The 19,402-nt window shown below is 65.0% G+C and carries 19 protein-coding genes and 4 tRNA genes; 13 read left to right on the forward strand and 10 right to left on the reverse strand.

Annotated elements, in window-relative coordinates:
- The first annotated feature begins 149 nt into the window (after window positions 1-149).
- From VL15_RS26925 to VL15_RS26950, 6 genes are all read left to right on the forward strand, one after another.
- On the forward strand, window positions 150-1,163 hold the full coding sequence (locus VL15_RS26925) for a class 1 fructose-bisphosphatase (RefSeq protein ID WP_048249666.1): 1,014 nt from the start codon (window positions 150-152) through the stop codon (window positions 1,161-1,163).
- 206 nt (window positions 1,164-1,369) lie between these two features.
- Window positions 1,370-1,445 (forward strand) — tRNA-Thr (locus VL15_RS26930).
- Window positions 1,446-1,613: 168 nt separating this feature from the next.
- The gene (locus VL15_RS26935; RefSeq protein ID WP_048249667.1) at window positions 1,614-2,423 is read left to right on the forward strand and encodes a helix-turn-helix transcriptional regulator; all 810 of its coding nucleotides are present in this window, start codon (window positions 1,614-1,616) and stop codon (window positions 2,421-2,423) included.
- Between the two features lie 173 nt (window positions 2,424-2,596).
- The gene (locus VL15_RS26940; protein WP_048249668.1) at window positions 2,597-4,330 is read left to right on the forward strand and encodes an FAD-dependent oxidoreductase; all 1,734 of its coding nucleotides are present in this window, start codon (window positions 2,597-2,599) and stop codon (window positions 4,328-4,330) included.
- Entirely contained in the window at window positions 4,327-4,539 is a 213-nt protein-coding gene (locus tag VL15_RS26945) for a hypothetical protein (protein WP_048249669.1), read from the forward strand. The genes VL15_RS26940 and VL15_RS26945 overlap by 4 nt, the downstream gene beginning before the upstream one ends.
- Window positions 4,540-4,804: 265 nt before the next feature.
- Entirely contained in the window at window positions 4,805-5,059 is a 255-nt protein-coding gene (locus VL15_RS26950; protein WP_027788093.1) for a GlsB/YeaQ/YmgE family stress response membrane protein, read from the forward strand.
- A gap of 79 nt (window positions 5,060-5,138) precedes the next feature.
- On the opposite strand, the gene VL15_RS26955 is transcribed toward VL15_RS26950, so the two are convergent.
- The 4 genes from VL15_RS26955 to VL15_RS26970 all read right to left on the reverse strand — a co-directional run bounded on the left by VL15_RS26955 (window position 5,139) and on the right by VL15_RS26970 (window position 9,728).
- The gene (locus VL15_RS26955; protein WP_048249671.1) at window positions 5,139-5,621 is read right to left on the reverse strand and encodes a TlpA family protein disulfide reductase; all 483 of its coding nucleotides are present in this window, start codon (window positions 5,619-5,621) and stop codon (window positions 5,139-5,141) included.
- Complete coding sequence (locus VL15_RS26960) at window positions 5,618-6,886, reverse strand: sialidase family protein (RefSeq protein WP_048249672.1); 1,269 nt, start codon at window positions 6,884-6,886, stop codon at window positions 5,618-5,620. The genes VL15_RS26955 and VL15_RS26960 overlap by 4 nt, the downstream gene beginning before the upstream one ends.
- Window positions 6,874-9,213: a TonB-dependent receptor gene (locus VL15_RS26965; RefSeq protein ID WP_048249674.1), complete on the reverse strand. Its 2,340-nt coding sequence runs from the start codon at window positions 9,211-9,213 to the stop codon at window positions 6,874-6,876. The genes VL15_RS26960 and VL15_RS26965 overlap by 13 nt, the downstream gene beginning before the upstream one ends.
- Before the next feature lie 125 nt (window positions 9,214-9,338).
- The gene (locus VL15_RS26970; protein ID WP_048249676.1) at window positions 9,339-9,728 is read right to left on the reverse strand and encodes a DUF2946 domain-containing protein; all 390 of its coding nucleotides are present in this window, start codon (window positions 9,726-9,728) and stop codon (window positions 9,339-9,341) included.
- A gap of 198 nt (window positions 9,729-9,926) precedes the next feature.
- On the opposite strand from VL15_RS26970, the gene VL15_RS42800 reads away from it, so the two are divergent.
- Together VL15_RS42800 and VL15_RS26980 are read left to right on the forward strand one after the other, a co-directional pair.
- Complete coding sequence (locus tag VL15_RS42800; protein WP_009690993.1) at window positions 9,927-10,073, forward strand: hypothetical protein; 147 nt, start codon at window positions 9,927-9,929, stop codon at window positions 10,071-10,073.
- A 223-nt stretch (window positions 10,074-10,296) separates the two neighbouring features.
- On the forward strand, window positions 10,297-10,890 hold the full coding sequence (locus VL15_RS26980) for a chorismate mutase (protein WP_048249678.1): 594 nt from the start codon (window positions 10,297-10,299) through the stop codon (window positions 10,888-10,890).
- 30 nt (window positions 10,891-10,920) lie between these two features.
- Here the strand turns inward: VL15_RS26980 and VL15_RS26985 are convergent, their stop codons facing one another.
- A complete protein-coding gene (locus tag VL15_RS26985; RefSeq protein ID WP_048249679.1) occupies window positions 10,921-12,048 on the reverse strand; it encodes an exonuclease domain-containing protein in 1,128 nt (375 codons plus the stop codon).
- Window positions 12,049-12,190: 142 nt separating this feature from the next.
- A complete protein-coding gene (locus VL15_RS26990) occupies window positions 12,191-12,394 on the reverse strand; it encodes a cold-shock protein (RefSeq protein WP_011351289.1) in 204 nt (67 codons plus the stop codon).
- A gap of 393 nt (window positions 12,395-12,787) precedes the next feature.
- On the opposite strand from VL15_RS26990, the gene VL15_RS26995 reads away from it, so the two are divergent.
- Complete coding sequence (locus VL15_RS26995; protein ID WP_048249682.1) at window positions 12,788-13,054, forward strand: hypothetical protein; 267 nt, start codon at window positions 12,788-12,790, stop codon at window positions 13,052-13,054.
- A 498-nt stretch (window positions 13,055-13,552) separates the two neighbouring features.
- Window positions 13,553-14,698: a porin gene (locus VL15_RS27000; RefSeq protein ID WP_048249684.1), complete on the forward strand. Its 1,146-nt coding sequence runs from the start codon at window positions 13,553-13,555 to the stop codon at window positions 14,696-14,698.
- Window positions 14,699-14,781: 83 nt separating this feature from the next.
- Here the strand turns inward: VL15_RS27000 and greB are convergent, their stop codons facing one another.
- Window positions 14,782-15,345 (reverse strand): transcription elongation factor GreB, encoded by a 564-nt coding sequence (greB, locus tag VL15_RS27005; protein ID WP_048249686.1) that lies wholly within the window; start codon window positions 15,343-15,345, stop codon window positions 14,782-14,784.
- Window positions 15,346-15,476: 131 nt separating this feature from the next.
- On the opposite strand from greB, the gene VL15_RS27010 reads away from it, so the two are divergent.
- From VL15_RS27010 to VL15_RS27020, 3 genes are all read left to right on the forward strand, one after another.
- A tRNA-Arg gene (locus tag VL15_RS27010) sits at window positions 15,477-15,553 on the forward strand.
- Window positions 15,554-15,620: 67 nt separating this feature from the next.
- Window positions 15,621-15,697 (forward strand) — tRNA-Arg (locus VL15_RS27015).
- Window positions 15,698-15,757: 60 nt separating this feature from the next.
- A tRNA-Arg gene (locus VL15_RS27020) sits at window positions 15,758-15,834 on the forward strand.
- A 189-nt stretch (window positions 15,835-16,023) separates the two neighbouring features.
- On the opposite strand, the gene VL15_RS27025 is transcribed toward VL15_RS27020, so the two are convergent.
- The 3 genes from VL15_RS27025 to gmk all read right to left on the reverse strand — a co-directional run bounded on the left by VL15_RS27025 (window position 16,024) and on the right by gmk (window position 19,399).
- Entirely contained in the window at window positions 16,024-18,390 is a 2,367-nt protein-coding gene (locus VL15_RS27025; RefSeq protein WP_048249688.1) for a RelA/SpoT family protein, read from the reverse strand.
- 63 nt (window positions 18,391-18,453) lie between these two features.
- Window positions 18,454-18,657, reverse strand: coding sequence for a DNA-directed RNA polymerase subunit omega (gene rpoZ, locus VL15_RS27030; RefSeq protein ID WP_006025620.1), 204 nt, complete (start codon window positions 18,655-18,657; stop codon window positions 18,454-18,456).
- Window positions 18,658-18,715: 58 nt separating this feature from the next.
- Window positions 18,716-19,399 carry a guanylate kinase gene (gene gmk / locus VL15_RS27035; RefSeq protein ID WP_048249690.1) on the reverse strand — a complete coding sequence of 228 codons (684 nt, stop codon included), beginning with the start codon at window positions 19,397-19,399 and terminating at the stop codon, window positions 18,716-18,718.
- Between the last annotated feature and the right edge of the window lie 3 nt (window positions 19,400-19,402).

Here is a 19,402-nt window from a genome sequence, read left to right on the forward strand (position 1 = left end):
CATGCGCATTCCGCCTGGCGCCGACGCCTGAAACCGGGCCGACTCGGCCGCCCGGCCATGTAACCGGACGAAAAAAGCCGGCGGCACGGAAAGCGCGGCGGGTAAAATTACGGCCATTCAAGGATTCTTTTGGCCTTTCGGAGTCTGTCATGTCCATTGCCCGCCGCACCACGCTGTCGAAATTCCTGATCGAACAGCAACGTGAGACCAACAACCTCCCCGCCGACCTGCGCCTGCTGATCGAAGTCGTCGCACGCGCGTGCAAGGCGATCAGCTACAACGTGTCGAAGGGCGCGCTCGGAGAAGCGCTCGGCACCGCCGGCAGCGAGAACGTCCAGGGCGAAGTGCAGAAGAAGCTCGACATCCTGTCGAACGAGATCCTGCTCGACGCGAACGAATGGGGCGGCAACCTCGCCGCGATGGCGTCGGAAGAAATGGAAACGTTCTTCCCGATCCCCGCGAACTACCCGCGCGGCGAATACCTGCTCGTGTTCGACCCGCTCGACGGCTCGTCGAACATCGACGTGAACGTGTCGATCGGCACGATCTTCTCGGTGCTGCGCTGCCCGGACGGCAAGCAGGCCACCGAGGAGTCGTTCCTGCAACCCGGCACGCAGCAGGTCGCGGCCGGCTACGCCGTCTACGGCCCGCAGACGGTGTTCGTGCTGACGACCGGCAACGGCGTGAACTGCTTCACGCTCGACCGCGAAGTCGGCTCGTGGGTGCTCACGCAAAGCAACATGCAGATCCCGGCCGACACGCGCGAATACGCGATCAACGCATCGAACGCGCGCCACTGGTACGACCCGGTCAAGCGCTACGTCGACGAACTGAACGCCGGCAAGGACGGCCCGCGCGGCGACAACTTCAACATGCGCTGGATCGCGTCGATGGTCGCCGACGTGCACCGTATCCTGAACCGCGGCGGCGTCTTCATGTACCCGGCCGACAAGCGCACGCCGGATCGCCCGGGCAAGCTGCGCCTGATGTACGAAGCGAACCCGATGTCGTTCATCGTCGAACAGGCGGGCGGTGCCGCGACGACCGGCACGCAGCGCATCATGGAAGTGCAGCCGACGGGCCTGCACCAGCGCGTGCCCGTGTTCCTCGGTTCGAAGAACGAAGTCGAGCGTGTGACCGGCTATCACGACGACGCGAAATAATTTGCACTGCAGCACTGGACGGAGGTGCGAGACGCAAGTAGAATCGCGCCTCGCGATGTGGCCCTGACCGGTCGCATCGCAGTGAAGTGAAAGCGGAAAGTCCGCCGGATCGATGGTTTCGCGAAGCAGCCGCAGCAAGCTGAAAAAAATTCGCAAAACCTATTGCCAAGATCTCGGAATTGACCATATAATTTCATTTCTCTGCTGCCGGTGTAGCTCAGTTGGTAGAGCAGCGCATTCGTAATGCGAAGGTCGTAGGTTCGACTCCTATCTCCGGCACCAAGACATAAAGGTCTGACAAGCATCGCTTGTCAGACCTTTTCTCTTTTCCGGCGCCAAAATCGCGCGCCCGTCCTCTCCCCGCCATCTCCGCTTGCGGGCATCTCCCGACTCACGCGCCGCGCGCCGCCGATTACAATCGCCGGACCACTCCGCCCTCTCCTTCGCATCATGCGCACCTGGCGTCTCGAGCGACCGAATCTCACCGGGCAACTGGACGTATCCCGCGCGACGGGACTTGTCGCCGCAATCGGCGGCAACGATCCGAACGCGTTCGCGGCCGAAGTCCTGAAACTGTTCGACGATGCGCTGTCGATCACGCAGTGCACGATCTTCGCGTACGAATTCGGCAACCGCCCACGCACGATGTCGGTCGCCGATCATCGCGGCGGCCGCTATCTGCGCGACATCGCCGACACCTACGCGCGACATTTCTACGCGCTCGACGGCAACCAGCAGATCGTGTCGACCGCGCATCGCAGCGCACGCCGTCATGACCTTCTGCTGCATCAGCAGACCGGCGACGAAATCGGTCACGAAGCGTATCGCGCCGCCTGCTATCGCGGCCCCGATGTGTCCGACCGGCTGGCGCTGCTGATGCAGCCCGGCGATGCGGTCTGGCTGTCGATCAACCTGTACCGCGCACATCGCAGCGGCACGTTCCAGCCGCGCGAGATCGCGTCGATCGAAACGCTCGCGCCGCTGATCGCGCAGGCCGCGAAGCATCACTACGCGCTTGCCGGCGCGGCGCAGATCGGCATCCCGCAACGGATGCTCGCGCGACTGCGCAATGCATGCCCCGCGCTGTCCAAGCGAGAACTCGACGTGCTGCGCGGCATACTCGAAGGCCAGACCGCGCACGAGATCGGCGAGACGATCGGCGTGAAGGCATCGAGCGTCGTCACCTACCAGAAGCGCGCATACCGGCGCCTCGGCATCTCGAGCCAGCGCGAGCTGTTCGCACTGTGCATGCAGCCCTGAGCCCGCCTCTGCCCGATCTGCCCGCCGCAAGCGCAGCAAGATGATTCCAGCCCGCCGTTGTACCCGGAATGGGGACAGCGGCGGGCCGGCCGGCTTCCATACTGCAGCGACCTGTTGCACGCATCGCGCCACCGACGCGTGCCTGTCGAACCGGACTACCCTGGAAGCCAACGATGGCCATCGAATTCAAGCCCTATCCGTTCGTCGCCGAGCGCCATCCCGCGCACCTGCCTGCCTGCGACGCCGGCATCGATACGCACCGGCATCGCGTCGCGATCGTCGGCGGCGGCCCCGTGGGCCTCACCGTCGCGCTCGGCCTCGCGAACCACGGCATCCGCAGCGCGCTGATCGAGGCCGACGATGCGGTCTGCCACGGCAGTCGCGCAATCTGTATCTCGCGGCGCAGCCTCGAGATCATCGAGCGGCTCGGCGCGCTCGACGACTTCCTGCGCGTAGGGCTGCCGTGGACCGGCGGACGCAGCTTCTACCGTCGCGACGAAGTGCTGCATTTCACGATGCCGCAGGACGAAAACCAGAAGCTGCCGCCGATGGTGAATCTCGCGCAGTATCACATCGAGCAGTTTCTGCTCGACGCCGCGCTGCGCCGCCCCGAACTCATCGAGATCCGCTGGCAGGCGAAGGTCACCGGCGTGACCCGGCAGCCGAACGGCGTGCGTCTGGATGTCGACACGCCGCTCGGCGGCTACGCGCTCGACGCCGACTGGGTCGTCGCGTGCGACGGCGGACGCAGCACGATGCGCGACGCGCTCGGCCTGTCGCTCCAGGGCACGAGCTACGAGGGTCGTTATGTGATCGTCGACATCGCGCTCGACAGCGACCGGCCGACCGAACGGCTCGCGTACTTCGATTCGTCGTCGAACCCGGGTTCGACCGTGCTCGTCCACAAGCAGCCCGACAACGTGTGGCGGATCGACTACCAGCTGCGCGACGACGAGGATGCCGAAGCGGCCGTGAAGCCGGAGAACGTGATCCCGCGCGTGCAGAACCTGCTCGACATGATGGGCGAGCACGGCGACTGGTCGCCGATCTGGATCACGATCTACAAGGCGAACGCGCTGACGCTCGAGCGCTACCGGCACGGCCGCGTGCTGTTCTGCGGCGACGCCGCGCATCTCGTGCCGATCTTCGGCGTGCGCGGCGCGAATTCGGGCATCGACGATGCGGACAACCTTGCGTGGAAACTCGCGTACGTGCTCCACGGCATCGCATCGGATGCGCTGCTCGACAGCTACTCGGACGAGCGCGTGTTCGCGACGCACGAGAACCTGCGCTACGGCACGAAGAGCACCGAGTTCATGGCGCCGCCGTCGTTTGCATTCGAGCTGATGCGCAAGGCGGTGCTGACGCTCGCGGTCCGGCATCCGGCGCTGCGTTCGCTGATCAACCCGCGCCAGACGTCGGCAATCGCATATTCGACGTCGCCGCTCAACGCGGCCGAACGCGATACGTTCGCGGCCGGCCCGGCACCCGGCACGGTGCTCGTGGAGTGCCCGCTGACGCTGTACGCCGCGCACGGCGGTGACGCACGCCGCGGCCACCTGACCGATCTCGTCGCCGCGCGCTTCACCGCGCTCTGCTTTACGGCCGACGGTGCCCCCGATCCATCGCTGGCCGATCTCGAACGGCGCCTGCGGGATGCGCGGATCCCGTTCGCGCTCGTCACGCTCGCACGGCACGCGGCGCCGCAGCAACCAGCCTGCGGCGGCCATGACGACAACAGCCGGCTGTTCGACCTGTACGGCGCGCGCAACGGCACCGTCTATCTCGTGCGTCCGGACGGGCACGTCCTCGGCCGCTGGCACGACGCTCGCGCCGACGACGTGGCCGCCGCGCTCGAGCGCGCACTCCATCCGTGCGCAGCAACCGATCTTCAGGAAACCGCATGATGACCGACGCCGAACGCGACACCCTCTACACCGACCTGTGCCGCACGATGACCCGTATCGGCGAAGCCGATGCATCGCTCTTTCTCGCCCGTTTCGCACTGCTGTCGATCGAGGCGATCGGCGATACCGCGACCGTCGCACGGCTGATCGCCGACGCAAGCGACGGACTGCCCGAGGCGGGCATGCCGGCATCGACGCATGGACGGTGAGGCGCTCGAACCACGGACGTCACCTTCGATTGTTTCTTACAAATTCATTTCGTTACGCGTCGTCCGCGCACGCGCCGCGCCGTGGGCAGACAAATTTCCTGGAAAATCCGGATAAGGGTGCATAACATTACTTAACGATTCTGACCCGTCTATCGCGTTACATTGCGTGGGCGGCGCGGCAGGTCGCAATGCCGCCCTCACCCAGCTTGCGGCGCGACAGCCGGCGTCCGGTCATTTCGACTCAACCCAAGGAGAGGACATCACCATGACTCATGGCTTGATTATGTGGCTCATCATCGGCGCGATCGCCGGCTGGCTTGCCGGCTTGCTCGTCAAGGGCGGCGGCTTCGGGCTGATCGTCGACATCATCGTCGGGATCGTCGGCGCGGTGATCGGCGGCTGGCTCGCCGGCTTGCTCGGCATCAGCATCGGCAGCGGCTTCATCGGCTCGGTGATCGTCGCGGTCGTCGGCGCGGTGATCCTGCTGTTCGTGATCCGGCTATTCAAGCGAGCGGCCTGACGATTCTCTCCACGCGCCTTCGGGCGCGTTTTCGCATCAGGCCGGCGCGCGGCTCGTTCGCCGCGCGCCACCGGCTGTTTCAGCGCTTCGCGCGCTGCAACCAGCCGTCGAGCACATCGGCCGTCGGCAATCCGCTGCGCGCTTCACGTGCGCCATCGCGTCCGATCCACACGGTACGCGGTATTTCCCCTCGCCATCCCGCATCGAGCGCCGCCCGCAGACGCTCGGGCATCGGCTCCGCGTTCGCATACTGCGCGACCTGCGGCGGCAGGTTCATCTGCGCGAGTGCCTGCGAGATCGCCCCGTCGTTGTCGTCGTACGCATCCATCGCGACCATCGCGAGTTGCACCTCCGGATGACGGCGCTGCCACGCGACCAGATGCGCGGCGTTCTCGCGACAGTATCCGCAATCGAGCGACCAGATCTCGACCGCAAGCGGCCGCTCGTGCGCCGTTGCATACAAGCGCGCGACGTCGGCCGCGCGCAGCGGCTGCAGTTCGCTGCCGGCCCACGCCGGCACGCTCGCGAGCACGATGCCGATCAACACAATCAGCCGTTTCATGGCGCGCCCTCCACGGCGATCAGCCGATAGCCGTCGTTGCGCGTGCGCCATGACAGGTAGATGCGGCCCGCGTCGTCGAGCAGTTGCGGGTTGTCGCTCGCACCCGACGTCGACGCGATCACCCGCGGCGCCGACCAGTGCTCGCCGCGATCGTCCGACCGGCGCAGCTTGATCTGCATCGTGTCGCCGTCGAACGCCTTCCATGCGAGCCACACGACGTCGCCGCGCGCGACGAGCGCCGCATGCGACGCCTGCTCGCCGGGCACCGCAGGATTCGCGCCGAACGCCCACGGCGTACCGCGCGGCCGGCCATCGGCGCCGATACGCAAATAGAACACGTCGGCATGACCGTCGACCACGCCGAACCAGGCAAGATGGCGCGTGCCGTCCGGCGTGATCGCCAGCGCCGGCCCATGCTCGGGGCACGCCTCGACATGCCAGTTCGAGAACGTCGCGCGCACCGGCACGACCGGCTCAGACGCCGATACGGGCAGCACCGCAAGCGCGTGATCGCGGATCTGCCCCGGAAACAAGTTGCGCCACACGGCCTCGATGCGTCCGGCCGGATCGATCGCCATCGCAATCCGGCAGCATTCGCACGTGTGGTCGGTCACCTTGCGTTCGGGTTCGAACGATGCACCGCCGTCGCGCGACACCGCGTAGTAGACGGCCGCGCCTTCGTACGCCTGCCCAGCCGCCTTCGCCGCGACGAGATCGCGCTTGTCGATCCAGGCGATCGCGATGTTGCCGGCCGGATCGACGGCCATCATGTCGAAGCGGTGCGTGATCGCCTGCCGGTCGCGATGCACGGTAACGGGCACGCTCCAGGTCGCACCGCCGTCGAGCGATCGCGAGAAGCGCACCATACCCGTGTATGGCGCATCGAGCGGCATCGACCACGACACGTACACCGCTCGCCCGTCCGGACTCGTCGCGATCTTCGGGCGATTCTCGGCACTCGTGTAGATCGGCTCAGGCATCGCGTTGACGGTGACGGGCGCGGACAGCGTGCGGCCCGCGTCGTCGGAATGCACGACGACGACGTGCGCGCCTTCGACCCACACGACCCACAGCCGGTGACGCGCGTCGAACGTCGCACCCGTCGCGAGCGGCTGCTTCTGCTGCGCAGGCGCGGCCTGCATGCTCATGTGCGCGGCGTGCGGATCGGCGGCCTTCGGCACGTCTTGGGCATCGTGCGCGCCAGCGGTCGACAGCGCCGCGAGCCATAGCGCGCAGCCTGCCGCGAACGACTTCACAGCGACCATTTCAGTTCTCCATAGAAAGTACGGCCCGGATACGGGTGGAACACGTAGTAACGGCGGTCCGTCAGGTTGTCGATGCCGACCGACGCGGTCCAGTGACGATCGAAGCGGTAGCGCGCCTTCAGGTCGACGACCGTGAACGAGCTCGTGCCGCCGTAGACATCCGGATTCACGTCGCTGTTGTCGAGCGTGTTGAACTGGCGGCCCGAATAACGCACGCCGACACTCGCGAGCCAATGCTCGTCGAAGCGATACGACGCGAGCAGGTTCGCGCGCATGCGTGGAATACGCGGAAAGCGCGAGCCGACATACGCGGGGTTCGCGGCATCGGCGAGGATCTGCGCGTTGCTTGCCGACACGTTGGCATCGAGATTGAGCCCGCGCAGCCCGACGTTTTCGCCGCTGAACGCAAGTTCGACGCCACGCACGCGTACGCGGTCGACGTTCGAGATGTTGGTGACGGTCGACGCGCCCGACACGGTCGTCTGGCTGTAGATCGAGTCGCGCAGGTCGCTCTGGAACACGCTGGCGCGCACGACACCGACGCCTACGTCGCGTTCGGCCGTGAAGTCCCAGTCGATCGCCTTTTCAGGCCGCAGGTTCGGGTTGTTGTTGACGATCGCGTTGTTCGAGATCGTGCCCTGGAACAGTTCGCCGACCGTCGGAAAACGCGTGCCGGTCGCGAACGACAGCCGGAAGCGCCAGACGTCCGTCGCGTCCCATTGCAGCGCGACTTTCGGCGACAGCGCGTTCGCGCCGCGGTCCGCATAACCGAGCGTGCCCGCCGCGTTGCCGAGTGCGCCGCCGTACGCATCCCAGCGCTCGTAGCGCAGCCCGAGCGTCGCGAGCCAGCCCGGCGCAAAGCGCCACGCGTCCTGCGCGAACAGCGCCTGCGTGCGCGTGTCGCCGCGATAGACGCTCGACAGCGACGTGGTCGGCCCGGCCAGCCAGTCGGCCGTGTTGTACGTGACGTTGCGCAGGAAGTAGTTGTCGTAGTGATAGCCGAACGTGAACGTGTGGCCCTTCACCTCCGGCGCCTCGGCCTTCAGGTCGAGCGTGCGCCAGCCCGTGCCGTCACCCTGGAACAGCGTGCCCGCGCCGCCTTGCACGGTCGACGCCGCGCGCAGCACGTCGCGCGACACGTCGTACGCGGACACGACGCCCGACAGCCGCCAGCCGGAATCGAGCCGGCCGTTCAGGCCGAGCGCGTACAGCCAGTTCTCCTGGTCGCCGCGCTGCGGCGCGAACGCATTCGGCGCGACGGTCATGTTCTGGCCGCCGATCGACACGTTGCCGCCGTAGACCGGGTTGCCGGCCGCATCGCGCAGAAAGGTTTCGCCGTGCTGGCGGTAGTGGTTCTCCCAGTGTCCGAGCGTGAGCGTCGCATCGACGTGGTCGGTGAACGCGTAGCCCATCCGGACCGTCTCGTTGATCTGTTCGGTCCGCTCGATCGTCTGCGCGCCGACGATCGTCCGCGGCTTGCCATTGGGCCCGATGTCGGTCGCGGCGCCCGTCACGGGCACGGCGGCACCCAGCTTCGGGTTGTAGGCCGAATTGGGGCTCGCATACTGCATCGGCTGGCCGTTGTTCTCCAGCCGGTCGAGCGACAACGCGAACCAGAACCGGCCGACGCGGTTCGCGATCCGCGCGGTCTGGTGGTTGCCGCCGAAGCTGTCCGCGAATCCGTAGCCGTCGTGGTAGCGCTGCGTGAAGAATTGCGTCGACAGCGACGCCTCGAGCTTTTCCGGTTGGCGCGTCGTGAGCAGCACGGTCGAGCCGATCGAGTTGCCGGGATACAGCGCGGAAAAGGGGCCATAGAGCACATCGACGCGCACGATGTCGTCGGGCGGGATCAGCGACCAGCGCGGCGGGTACGCATAACTCGAGCCGAGCAGGTTCGACAGCAGCACGCCATCGGCGTAGACGAGCCCGCGCGCGCTCTGCAGTTCGTTGAAGTCGCGGCCCGCAAACACGCTGTTGCGGTCGCCGATATAGCGCTTGCGGACCATCAGGTTCGGCGCGTACTTCAGCGCGTCCTCGGTGGTGACGTTGGTGTGCGCATCGATCTGCTCGCGCGTGATCGACTGGACGACGGCCGGCGTATCCGGATCGACGGGTTGCCGCTGCGCGGTGACGCTGACGGCGGTCAGCGTATCGCCGGACGGCGCGGACGGCACGGCGGCACCAGCGGGACGATCGACACCACTGCGAGCGGGATCGACGCGTGCGTCGTCCGTCGTGGCAGCCTGGGCGGCCGGCCACGCAAAAGCGGCCGCGCACGCGAGCGCGAGCCGTCCGCGCGACGGCCGCGCGGCGAAGGTAGACAACATGAATGATTTCCTGAAAACGTGATCGGACGCCGCCGGACACGAGCGCGCGCCGCGCACGGACGGCGCGGCGCGCGGACCCGGCCGCGGGCGGCACGCGCGCCACGGGGGCGCGCGAACGACATCAATCAGATCGAGGTGTTTTCAGGCGGGGCGCGCGGCTGCGCGAGACGGATGCCCTTGCGGGGAAAATCGGGAACGGCCGGGGCGGCCGCGCGGTAGGCGAACGTCCGCACGAAGCCCGGCATCGCGGGCAGGCTCGTGCCGAGCGCGACGTTCGCTGCGAAGCCCGGGCAGTACACGCAGTGCGGCACGCCGGCATGGTCGAACGACGACGTGGCGCGGTCGTCGCCCGACTGCGCGAGCACGATCTGGCGAGCGCCCGCTGCACTGCACAACTCGAGCGTGAGCTCGCCGGAACCGCTCGACGCAAGACGCGCGTAGCCGATGACGGGCGACAGTACGTTCAGTACCAGCGCCAGCCAGACGAGGCTGATCCATCGCGTCGTTCGTTTCATCGCGGCCCAGGAAAAAGTGCGCGCAAGTATAACAAGCGGCCCGATTGTTGCCGATTGCGCATGATGCAATAGTCGGCATCACACTTAGCATCGCAGCGCATGTGCCGTTAATACAACAGAGACAAAATCTAACGATTCGCCTCTGGCATAAATCCAAGCACGAGGTTGATAATTATCCAACCTGCTGGAGAAACGACCATGGACGAAAGACCAACTCGCATGCCACCGCCCGAGCAAGTGATGAGCCCGGATCCGGAACCCGTCGGCGTGGAATTCCTCGCCGAATTGCCCGAGCACGTTCGGGCATTCTTCGACGAGCAGCACAAGCTGTACTCGCCGAAGTGAACGCCTGTTCGGTTCTGTAACCGCCACGTGTCGATCATCGCTATCGTGCGGTTCATCTCTGCGCATCGCGCGCAATTCGCCTCGCACCCGGGCCGCAACAGCCTGACGGTGCCGGATCAGCTCGCCTGCTGATTCTCCTGTCGCGTCGCTACGCCGCGCGACTGTCTTCGTCTATTCTTCTGGTTTTCCACCTCCGGCCCGCCCGGCTCTCCTGATCATTCCGATGAAGCAAGCCATTCGTGCCAGCGTTGCTGTCGCCGCGCTCGGCGTCGCCCTCTTTTCGTCGCCGCGCATCGCCAGCGCAGACGGCGACGACACCGCCCTCACCAACGTAGTCGCGCTCGCGTCGCAGCGCCTCGCGCTCGCCGAACCGGTCGCGCGCTGGAAATGGGCGAATCACAAGGCGATCGAGGACCAGCCGCGCGAAGCGGCACTGCTCGCATCGGTCGAAAAGCGCGCGGCACAGGCCGGCGTCGATCCTACGTTCGCACGGACGTTCTTCGAGGATCAGATTGCCGCGAGCAAGGACGTGCAGAACGCCCTGTTCGCGACCTGGCGTGCGACGCGGCCGCCCGAGGGCACACCGCCCGATCTCGCGACCAGCACGCGCCCGGCGCTCGACCGGTTGACGCAGAAAATGCTTGCCGGCCTCGCCCAGGTCGCGCCACTGCGCAATGCGCCCGATTGCCAGGCGCGGCTCGCGCGCAGCATCGCGAACTGGAAGACGCTCACGCGCTACGACTCCATGCAGACGCAAGCACTCGACACCGCGCTGTCGCACGTCTGCTCGGCCGGCGGCGCAAGCGCGATCGGCTGACACGGCGGGACGCGGAACGCGCCGCTGCGCTCAACCCGCGAGCGTGAGCGCGGCGAGCGGAATCAATTGCAGGCCGCGCGTGAGATGCGTCTGCAGCAGGCGGTGGGTGAAGGGTTCGAACGCACCCTCTTCCGCGTCGGCCACGAGCCGCGCAGCCGCGTCGAGCGACTCCGCCGAGCCGAGATAGCGCCAGCCGTCGATCACGTGAAACAGACGGCGCTCGCCGTTCGCCTCGAACGCAACGGCGCCCTCGAACGGCCAGGGCGCACCGCCGGCACGGGCAGTGTCCGCCGCGGGGCGCCGGTTGTACGACGGGCGCAGCCGCGCGATCCATTGCGCTTCGGCGAGCATCGCACCCAGTTCATTGCCGGTCTCGCGCCATTCGACGCGCCGCACCTGCTGCGCGAGCCGCATTTCCTTCGACGATCGGCGCTCGCCGGTCAGCAGCGCACGCAGCCGCTGCCGCACGCGCACGCTGCGGCCGACGTAGAGCGCCGCGTCACCCTCCCCGAACAGCGCGTACGCGCCGCACCCGGCGGGCGCGGTATCGAGCCAGGCCTCGGTCAGGTCGCCGGCCAGACGGAAGTGGCGCGTCGTGCGCGCGATCTGGTCGCGCAGCCGCTCGAGCGGCACGATGTCGTGCAACTGGCGCCAGAACTGCCAGATCAGGTCGGCGTCCGCCAGCGCCCGGTGGCGCGCAGCCGGAACGAGGCCATGCCGTTCGATCAACGCGTCGAGTCCATGCCGTGACTCGCGCGGAAACAGCGCGCGCGACAGCCGCACCGTACACAGCACATCGGGATTGAACGCGAGGCCGGCGCGCTCGAATTCGGCGCGCAGGAAACCGCGGTCGAAACTCGCGTTGTGCGCGACGAACAGCTTGCCGTCGAGCCGCTCGAACAGCGCCGGCGCAAGCGACGCGAACGACGGTGCGTCGCGCACCATCGCGTCCGAAATGCCCGTCAGTTGCTGGATGAACGGCGGAATCGACTGGTCCGGATTGACGAGCGTCGTCCACGTCGACACGCCGAGCGGGCCGATTTCGACCACGCCGATTTCGGTGATGCGGTGCTCGGCAGGCGATCCGCCGGTGGTTTCAAGGTCGACGAAGACGAGCGGCTGCTCGCTGGCGGGATCGGACGGACGGGAATCGGACATGAAAAGACAGGAAAACGGTGCTTCCGTGAGTATGCACCGGCATGCGTGCTCCCGGCCAGCCCGAACCGGAATGTTCCGTCCCCCAGAAAACAAAAAGCCCCCGCTAAACGGGGGCCGGTCGTGATCGGCAATGCGCGGCGCGTCAGACCGCCTGGATATTCGCTGCCTGCTTGCCTTTCGGCCCGACTTTGACGTCGAACGAAACACGCTGGTTTTCCTTCAGCGTCTTGAAGCCGTCCATCTTGATTTCGGAAAAGTGCGCAAACAAATCTTCACCGCCATTGTCCGACGTAATAAAGCCGAAACCTTTAGCATCGTTAAACCATTTCACGATACCGGTATCCATGTCTTCGTTCCCCACTCGATTAGATCAAAAAAGCTATTTTTATAGCCGTTTCCCGAAATCCCGAAACATTGCGCCAGCACCTGCACCAGCACGCCGCCCGAGGACGGAGTGCTGACTTTATAAAATGGACAATCCGGGTGCGTCAAGGAAATTTTTAGCGACTGTTTTATCAGAAAAGCGCTAATGCCATTGGAATCGGTACACCGCCGCCTTTAATTAATTAATTCGCACCAAAAACCTGTCAACATTACCGGGATCGGTTCACCGATAATCTTTCCCGTGAAATTCCTACCGGGGACAAATCGACTCGGTAAAATCCTCGGGTTTTTTCCGGGTTGCGCAAACCCGGGGACATTGACATGCTGCCTCAACGCCGAAAGGAAGGAGAGGGTCATGTGGCTGGACGGAATCAAGCGCTTCGCGAGCCGGCTCGGACGCGTACGCCGCAAGTCCCGCGCCCTGGCCGAGTCCGCTCGCGAAGCGCCGTGCGACACCGAGTTCGATACGACCTGGCACGGTGATCACTGGCAGAACCTGCTCGCCTCGCCGCTGGATGCCCGTCACTACGTGATGGAAGACTGGACCTACACGCCCCCGACAACCGAAACCGAGGAAGCCGCGCCTGCGACCAAGCGCAAGCGGCGCTCGTACGCGCAATAGCGCACCGGCAGCGGGGCAAAAAAAAAGCGCGACTGGGAAGTCGCGCCGACAAAGGTTTGGAGATCTTTTCCGTCAACGAAAAAGTCTGCTTCGGAAAGCAGAGATCGCAGTATAACGAGAGATCAACCTTTCATTATTCATGCTCCACACAAACCTCTATTGCCGATGTGTCAATAATCGCACTACGGCCTCCACCGCCTGCCGCTGATCGCTGTCGCGATCACGCAACGCCCGTTACGTAGTCCTGATCCCCATTTTTTTCGCTGCACCGCCGCAAACCCTTGATGGGCAATCGTTTGCGCCAGCTCGTCGATCTTTGCGGATTCCAAAATACATTATTGCTTAAAGCGTGATCCTCCCCCGCTCCGCGCACTCCGTACACTGAAGATGGCTTTCTGATAAGCGCACCGCCGCTCTGCCGGACCGGCAAAAGCGTCAAGCAAAACATGCCAGTCCGCAGCAGGTTCGATCGACATCATCCTGTTTGGAGACAGATCCATGAAAAAAACCCTGATCGTCACCGCGTTGTCGGGTGTATTCGTTACTGCAGCACATGCACAAAGCAGCGTTACGCTATACGGCCTGATCGATGCAGGTATCACCTACACGAACAATCAGGGCGGCCACAGCAACTGGCAGGAAACGAGCGGTTCGGTCAACGGCAGCCGCTGGGGCTTGCGCGGCACCGAAGATCTCGGCGGCGGCCTGAAAGCGATCTTCACGCTGGAAAATGGTTTCGGCATCAATAACGGCGCGCTGAAGCAAAACGGCCGCGAATTCGGCCGGCAGGCGTTTGTCGGCCTATCGCACAACAGCTACGGTTCGCTGACCCTGGGCCGTCAGTACGACAGCGTCGTCGATTATCTCGGGCCGCTGTCGCTGACCGGGACGCAGTACGGCGGCACCCAGTTCGCCCACCCGTTCGACAACGACAACCTGAACAACTCGTTCCGGATCAACAACTCGGTCAAGTACCAGAGCGCGAACTACGGCGGCCTCAAGTTCGGTGCGTTGTACGGGTTCTCGAACTCGACGGCGTTCGCGAACAACCGCGCGTATAGCGGCGGCGTGTCGTACAGCTACCTGGGCTTCAACTTCGCCGCGGCCTATTTGCAGTTGAACAGCGACGTGAACGCACTCGCGCAGGCCGCAACCGATCCGGGCGCGGTGACCGGCGACTGGACCTTCGCGTCGCGCGTGCAGCGTACCTGGGGCGCCGGCCTGAATTACGGGTTCGGCCCCGCCACGGTCGGCTTCGTGTTCACGCAGACGCGCCTCACCGGCATCCGCGCGATCAGCGCGGGCCAGTCCGGCGTGTCCGGCGGCATCACGGGCCTCGGCGGAACCGCGCGCTTCAGCAACTATGAAGTGAACGGCCGCTACGCGCTGACGCCGGCACTGTCGCTCGCCGGCTCCTACACGTACACGCAAGGCCGTCTGGCCGGCGACAAGCCGACCTGGCACCAGTTCAACCTGCAAGCCGACTACGCGCTGTCGAAGCGCACCGACGTCTACCTGCAGGGCGAATTCCAGAAGGTCAACAACGACGGCCTCGACCTCGGCGCCAACATCAACGGGCTGGGCGCTGCGTCATCGACCAACAAGCAGATCGCGGTCACGGCCGGCCTGCGTCATCGCTTCTGAGCAACCGGCACATCCGCTGCCCGCCGGACGACAAAGCGCCCCATTGGGGCGCTTTTTCTTTGCCGGACTAACCCGGCCGCCGCTCAGGCCTTGCCCGATGCCGGGTAACGAACGTCGAGCACGTCGATCGGCTGCGGGCCGGCCGGCGTCATCAGCGTAACGGTATCGCCGATCTTCGCCTTGATCAGCGCACGCGCGACCGGCGAAATCCAGCTGACGCAGCCGTGGTCGAGATCGACCTCGTCGATCCCGACGATCGTGATCGTGTGATCCTCGCCGTCCGGCGTCTCGTAATCGACCGTGGCGCCGAAGAACACCTGGTCGACATTCTCCTGCCGGCTCGCGTCGACGACTTCGGCGAGGTCGAGCCGCTTCGTCAGGAAGCGGATGCGGCGATCGATCTCGCGCAGCCGCCGCTTGCCGTAGATATAGTCGCCGTTCTCCGACCGATCGCCGTTCGACGCGGCCCACGACACGAGCCGCACGACCTCGGGGCGCTCGACGTCGATCAGGCTCAGCAACTCGTCCCGCAGCCGCTTGTGGCCGGCCGGCGTGATGTAGTTCTTCGCGCCCGCCGGAATCGCGGGTTGAGCCTGGTCGAGATCGTCGTCGTCACCGTCCGACTCTTTGACAAACGCCTTGTTCATGATGCAGATTCAAAACCTGGATGATTGATGCTCCAAGGGTACACGATGGGCGCCCCGGCAAGGCCACGCAGCGTAATTCGCGAATAAGGCTTCCCTTTTTATACAACCCTGCTATAATTTCGCTTCTGCGTGCGGCTGTAGCTCAGTTGGATAGAGTACTTGGCTACGAACCAAGGGGTCGTGGGTTCGAATCCTGCCAGCCGCGCCACTTTTTCCGAGGGCCTTCCCAACCGAAGGCCCTTTCAGTTCGAAGCAGTAGCTTTTTGTTTTTGCGTGCGGCTGTAGCTCAGTTGGATAGAGTACTTGGCTACGAACCAAGGGGTCGTGGGTTCGAATCCTGCCAGCCGCGCCATCTTTTTGGGGACCTTCCCATCGCAGAAGGTTCCGACAGTTAAGCAGTACCGTTTTGCGTGCGGCTGTAGCTCAGTTGGATAGAGTACTTGGCTACGAACCAAGGGGTCGTGGGTTCGAATCCTGCCAGCCGCGCCATCTTAAAAGGGCTTTCCTCCGGGAAAGCCCTTTTTCTTTTCTGCCTCCCCTCGCCCCTTGCTCGCGTCATGGCATCGTTCGCCCGACCGACCTCGGAAGGCCCCGGCAACGCCGCAGTTTCGCTCCGCAGCGCAAATGAAAACGGCGGCCATTGGCCGCCGCTGATCGATCGCCCGCAACGGGCACGCGTCAATAATCCTGCCGCTCGCGCTCGATGCGCATGCCGCCGTCGTGGCGCGCATGCGCACCATCGTCGGTGGACCGCTCGCGCATGATCCGCATCACGTCCGGGTTGGTTCGCACGCGCCGCATCACGTTCGCGAGATGCACGCGGTCGCTGACCTGGATCACGAAGCGCAGCACCGTCGATTCGTGCGTCAGGTCCTCGTCCATCGCGATGTGAACGATGTTCGCGTCGGCCGACGTGATGTCCGCCGCCACGCGCGCAAAGATGCCCTTCGTGTTCTTCACGAGCGCCTTCACCGTGACATCGAACAGGCGGCCCGGCTGCGGCGCCCATTCGACGTCGATCCAGCGGCCCGGATCGCGGCGATGAATACGCTGCGCCACGCGGCAATCGGTCGTATGAATCGCCATCCCCAGGCCGATGCCGATGTAGCCCATGATCGCGTCACCCGGAATCGGCCGGCAGCATGCCGACAACTGCACGGACATCCCTTCGGTGCCGGTAATCACGACCGGCGGCGCATGATGCGCGGGATGCCGCTCGGACTTCGGCAGATCGTCGTCCGCGTCGCGGCCGCTCATCAGCACCTCGATGCGCTTGGCCATCACCGCGGCAACGCGGCGGCCAAGGCCGATGTCCGCGAAAATTTCCTGACGGCTCTTGTTGCCCGTCCACTGCACGAGCTTCTCCCACACTTCCGGCTCGACGTCGGCCAGCGCGAGGCCGTAGCCCTTCAGGCTCTGGTCGACGAGCCGCTCGCCAAGCTGCACCGACTCGTTCAACCGCATCGTCTTCAGGTAGTGACGAATCGCCGAGCGTGCCTTGCCGGTCCGCACGAAGCCGAGCCATGCCGGGTTCGGTTTCGAATACGGCGCGGTGATCACCTCGACGATGTCGCCGCTCTTCAGCTCGGTGCGCAGCGGCAGCAGCTCGTTGTTGATCTTCACGGCCACGCACTGGTTGCCGAGATCGCTGTGGATCGAATACGCGAAATCGAGCGCCGTCGCGCCGCGCGGCAACGCCATGATCTTCGACTTCGGCGTGAACACGTAGACCGCGTCGGGGAACAGGTCGATCTTCACGTGCTCGAGGAATTCGCTCGAATCGCCAGCTTCGCTCTGGATGTCGAGCAATGACTTCAGCCACTGGTGCGCGCGCTTCTGCACGTCACTGAGATCCGCACTGCCGTTCTTGTACAGCCAGTGCGCGGCGACCCCTGCCTCTGCGATCTCGTGCATCTTGCGCGTGCGCACCTGAAACTCGATCGGCGCGCCGAACGGGCCGACGAGCGTCGTGTGCAGCGACTGATAGCCGTTGATTTTCGGGATCGCGATGTAGTCCTTGAACTTGCCGGGCACGGGCTTGTACAGCGCGTGCAGCGCGCCGATGCACGTGTAGCAGTCGAGCGCGCTGTCGACGACGACGCGAAAGCCGTACACGTCGAGCACCTGCGAGAACGACAGCTGCTTGTCGCGCATCTTCCGGTAGACGCTGTAGATGGTCTTTTCGCGGCCGGTGATCTCGGCATCGATCTTCGCGTCGGCCATCGCGCGCTGCGCGGCCTCGAGGATCTTGCTGATCACTTCGCGGCGGTTGCCGCGCGCCGCCTTCACGGCCTTCTCGAGCGTCGCGTAGCGATGCGGGTTGAAGTTCGCGAAGCTCATGTCCTGCAGCTCGCGATACGTGTTGTTCAACCCGAGCCGGTGTGCGATCGGCGCGTAGATGTCGAGCGTTTCCCGCGCGACGCGGCGGCGCTTTTCCATCGGCACCGCGCCGAGCGTGCGCATGTTGTGCAGGCGGTCGGCGAGCTTGACGAGAATGACGCGCACGTCGCGCGCCATCGCGAGCAGCATCTTGCGGAAGTTTTCCGCCTGCGCTTCCTCGCGACTGCGGAATTCCATCTTGTCGAGCTTGGACAGGCCGTCGACCAGTTCGGCGACCTTCGGGCCGAACCGCTCGGCCAGCTCGCTCTTGGTCACCCCCTGGTCTTCCATCACGTCGTGCAGCAGCGCGGCCATCACGGCCTGCGCGTCGAGCTTCCAGCCGGCGCAGATTTCCGCGACGGCGACGGGATGGGTGATATAGGGCTCGCCGCTCTGGCGATATTGACCGAGGTGGGCTTCGTCGCTGAAGTGGAACGCCGCCTTGACCTCTTTGATTTCGTCCGGAGCGAGATACTCGGCAAGCGCGGCCGTCAGTTTCGCAATCGAAACGACGCCGTGCTTGCGCGGCTGCTCCGGAGTGGCGGTCGGCCCGAACAGATGCCGGAAGGACTGTTCGAGGACCGCGTCGATGTACTGGCGCGCAGGCGACTGGGCCGTGGCTTCGGTGGTCGAATCCGCGGAGGCGGACGATGGGGTGGTGCTCATATTCGCCTCCAGGTCGAGTCGTTGCGCGCGTGGATTACATGGCTGGAACGGGCCGGATGCGCGTTACACCGGCACCTTTTTCAGCATCTCGACGCCGACCTGGCCGGCGGCGATTTCGCGCAGCGCGACGACCGTCGGCTTGTCGCGGCTTTCGATCTTCGGCGTATGGCCTTGCGCGAGCTGCCGCGCGCGATAGGTGGCGGCGAGCGCCAGTTCGAAGCGGTTCGGGATTTGCTTCAGGCAGTCTTCGACGGTAATGCGAGCCATGGTGGTAATTCCTTCTGAATATAGTCCTTATTCTACCTTATGTCCCTCTGCCCCCGCGTCAATCCGCGTGGGGCAGATGGATGCCGAGCTCGATGAACAGCTCCGTGTGTCGCGCGTACTGCGAAGCAAAGCGCAGGCGCGTCGCCGCGACGATGCATTCGAGCTCCGCGAGCGCACGCTCGAAATTCTCGTTGATCACCACGTATTCCGCTTCCGACGCGTGCGCGATCTCGCTGCCGGCGGCCAGCAGACGGCGCGTGATCACGTTCGGCTCGTCCTGGCCGCGCTTCTTCAGACGCTCTTCGAGCGCGTCGAGCGACGGCGGCAGGATGAAGATGCCGACCGCGTTGCGGAACTGCTTCTTCACCTGCAATGCGCCCTGCCAGTCGATTTCGAGCAGCACGTCGTGGCCGTTCTTCATCTGCTCTTCGATCCAGACGCGCGACGTGCCGTAGTAGTTGCCGTGCACTTCCGCGCTCTCGAGAAATTCGTGCGCCGCGTGACGCGTGCGGAAATCGTCGACGGTCGTGAAGTGATAGTGCTGGCCGTCCTGTTCGCCCGGGCGCGGCTTGCGCGTCGTGTACGAGATCGACAGGCAGATGTCGCTGTCCTTCGACAGCAGCGCATTCACGAGCGTCGACTTGCCCGCGCCCGACGGCGCGACGACCATGAACAGGTTGCCGGGATAGACGCCGCCGTGCAGCGAATGCGACGCGTGGCCGTCGCGGGTGGATTCGGTCATGTC

The organism is Burkholderia cepacia, assembly GCF_001039005.1.
Classification (GTDB): domain Bacteria; phylum Pseudomonadota; class Gammaproteobacteria; order Burkholderiales; family Burkholderiaceae; genus Burkholderia; species Burkholderia theae.

Bases quoted from the DNA above. Each gene is read 5' to 3' on its own strand.
- VL15_RS26925 (WP_048249666.1), top strand. From the start codon at position 150: ATGTCCATTGCCCGCCGCACCACGCTGTCGAAATTCCTGATCGAACAG.
- VL15_RS26935 (WP_048249667.1), top strand. From the start codon at position 1,614: ATGCGCACCTGGCGTCTCGAGCGACCGAATCTCACCGGGCAACTGGAC.
- VL15_RS26940 (WP_048249668.1), top strand. From the start codon at position 2,597: ATGGCCATCGAATTCAAGCCCTATCCGTTCGTCGCCGAGCGCCATCCC.
- VL15_RS26945 (WP_048249669.1), top strand. From the start codon at position 4,327: ATGATGACCGACGCCGAACGCGACACCCTCTACACCGACCTGTGCCGC.
- VL15_RS26950 (WP_027788093.1), top strand. From the start codon at position 4,805: ATGACTCATGGCTTGATTATGTGGCTCATCATCGGCGCGATCGCCGGC.
- VL15_RS26955 (WP_048249671.1), bottom strand. From the start codon at position 5,621: ATGAAACGGCTGATTGTGTTGATCGGCATCGTGCTCGCGAGCGTGCCG.
- VL15_RS26960 (WP_048249672.1), bottom strand. From the start codon at position 6,886: ATGGTCGCTGTGAAGTCGTTCGCGGCAGGCTGCGCGCTATGGCTCGCG.
- VL15_RS26965 (WP_048249674.1), bottom strand. From the start codon at position 9,213: ATGTTGTCTACCTTCGCCGCGCGGCCGTCGCGCGGACGGCTCGCGCTC.
- VL15_RS26970 (WP_048249676.1), bottom strand. From the start codon at position 9,728: ATGAAACGAACGACGCGATGGATCAGCCTCGTCTGGCTGGCGCTGGTA.
- VL15_RS42800 (WP_009690993.1), top strand. From the start codon at position 9,927: ATGGACGAAAGACCAACTCGCATGCCACCGCCCGAGCAAGTGATGAGC.
- VL15_RS26980 (WP_048249678.1), top strand. From the start codon at position 10,297: ATGAAGCAAGCCATTCGTGCCAGCGTTGCTGTCGCCGCGCTCGGCGTC.
- VL15_RS26985 (WP_048249679.1), bottom strand. From the start codon at position 12,048: ATGTCCGATTCCCGTCCGTCCGATCCCGCCAGCGAGCAGCCGCTCGTC.
- VL15_RS26990 (WP_011351289.1), bottom strand. From the start codon at position 12,394: ATGGATACCGGTATCGTGAAATGGTTTAACGATGCTAAAGGTTTCGGC.
- VL15_RS26995 (WP_048249682.1), top strand. From the start codon at position 12,788: ATGTGGCTGGACGGAATCAAGCGCTTCGCGAGCCGGCTCGGACGCGTA.
- VL15_RS27000 (WP_048249684.1), top strand. From the start codon at position 13,553: ATGAAAAAAACCCTGATCGTCACCGCGTTGTCGGGTGTATTCGTTACT.
- greB (WP_048249686.1), bottom strand. From the start codon at position 15,345: ATGAACAAGGCGTTTGTCAAAGAGTCGGACGGTGACGACGACGATCTC.
- VL15_RS27025 (WP_048249688.1), bottom strand. From the start codon at position 18,390: ATGAGCACCACCCCATCGTCCGCCTCCGCGGATTCGACCACCGAAGCC.
- rpoZ (WP_006025620.1), bottom strand. From the start codon at position 18,657: ATGGCTCGCATTACCGTCGAAGACTGCCTGAAGCAAATCCCGAACCGC.
- gmk (WP_048249690.1), bottom strand. From the start codon at position 19,399: ATGACCGAATCCACCCGCGACGGCCACGCGTCGCATTCGCTGCACGGC.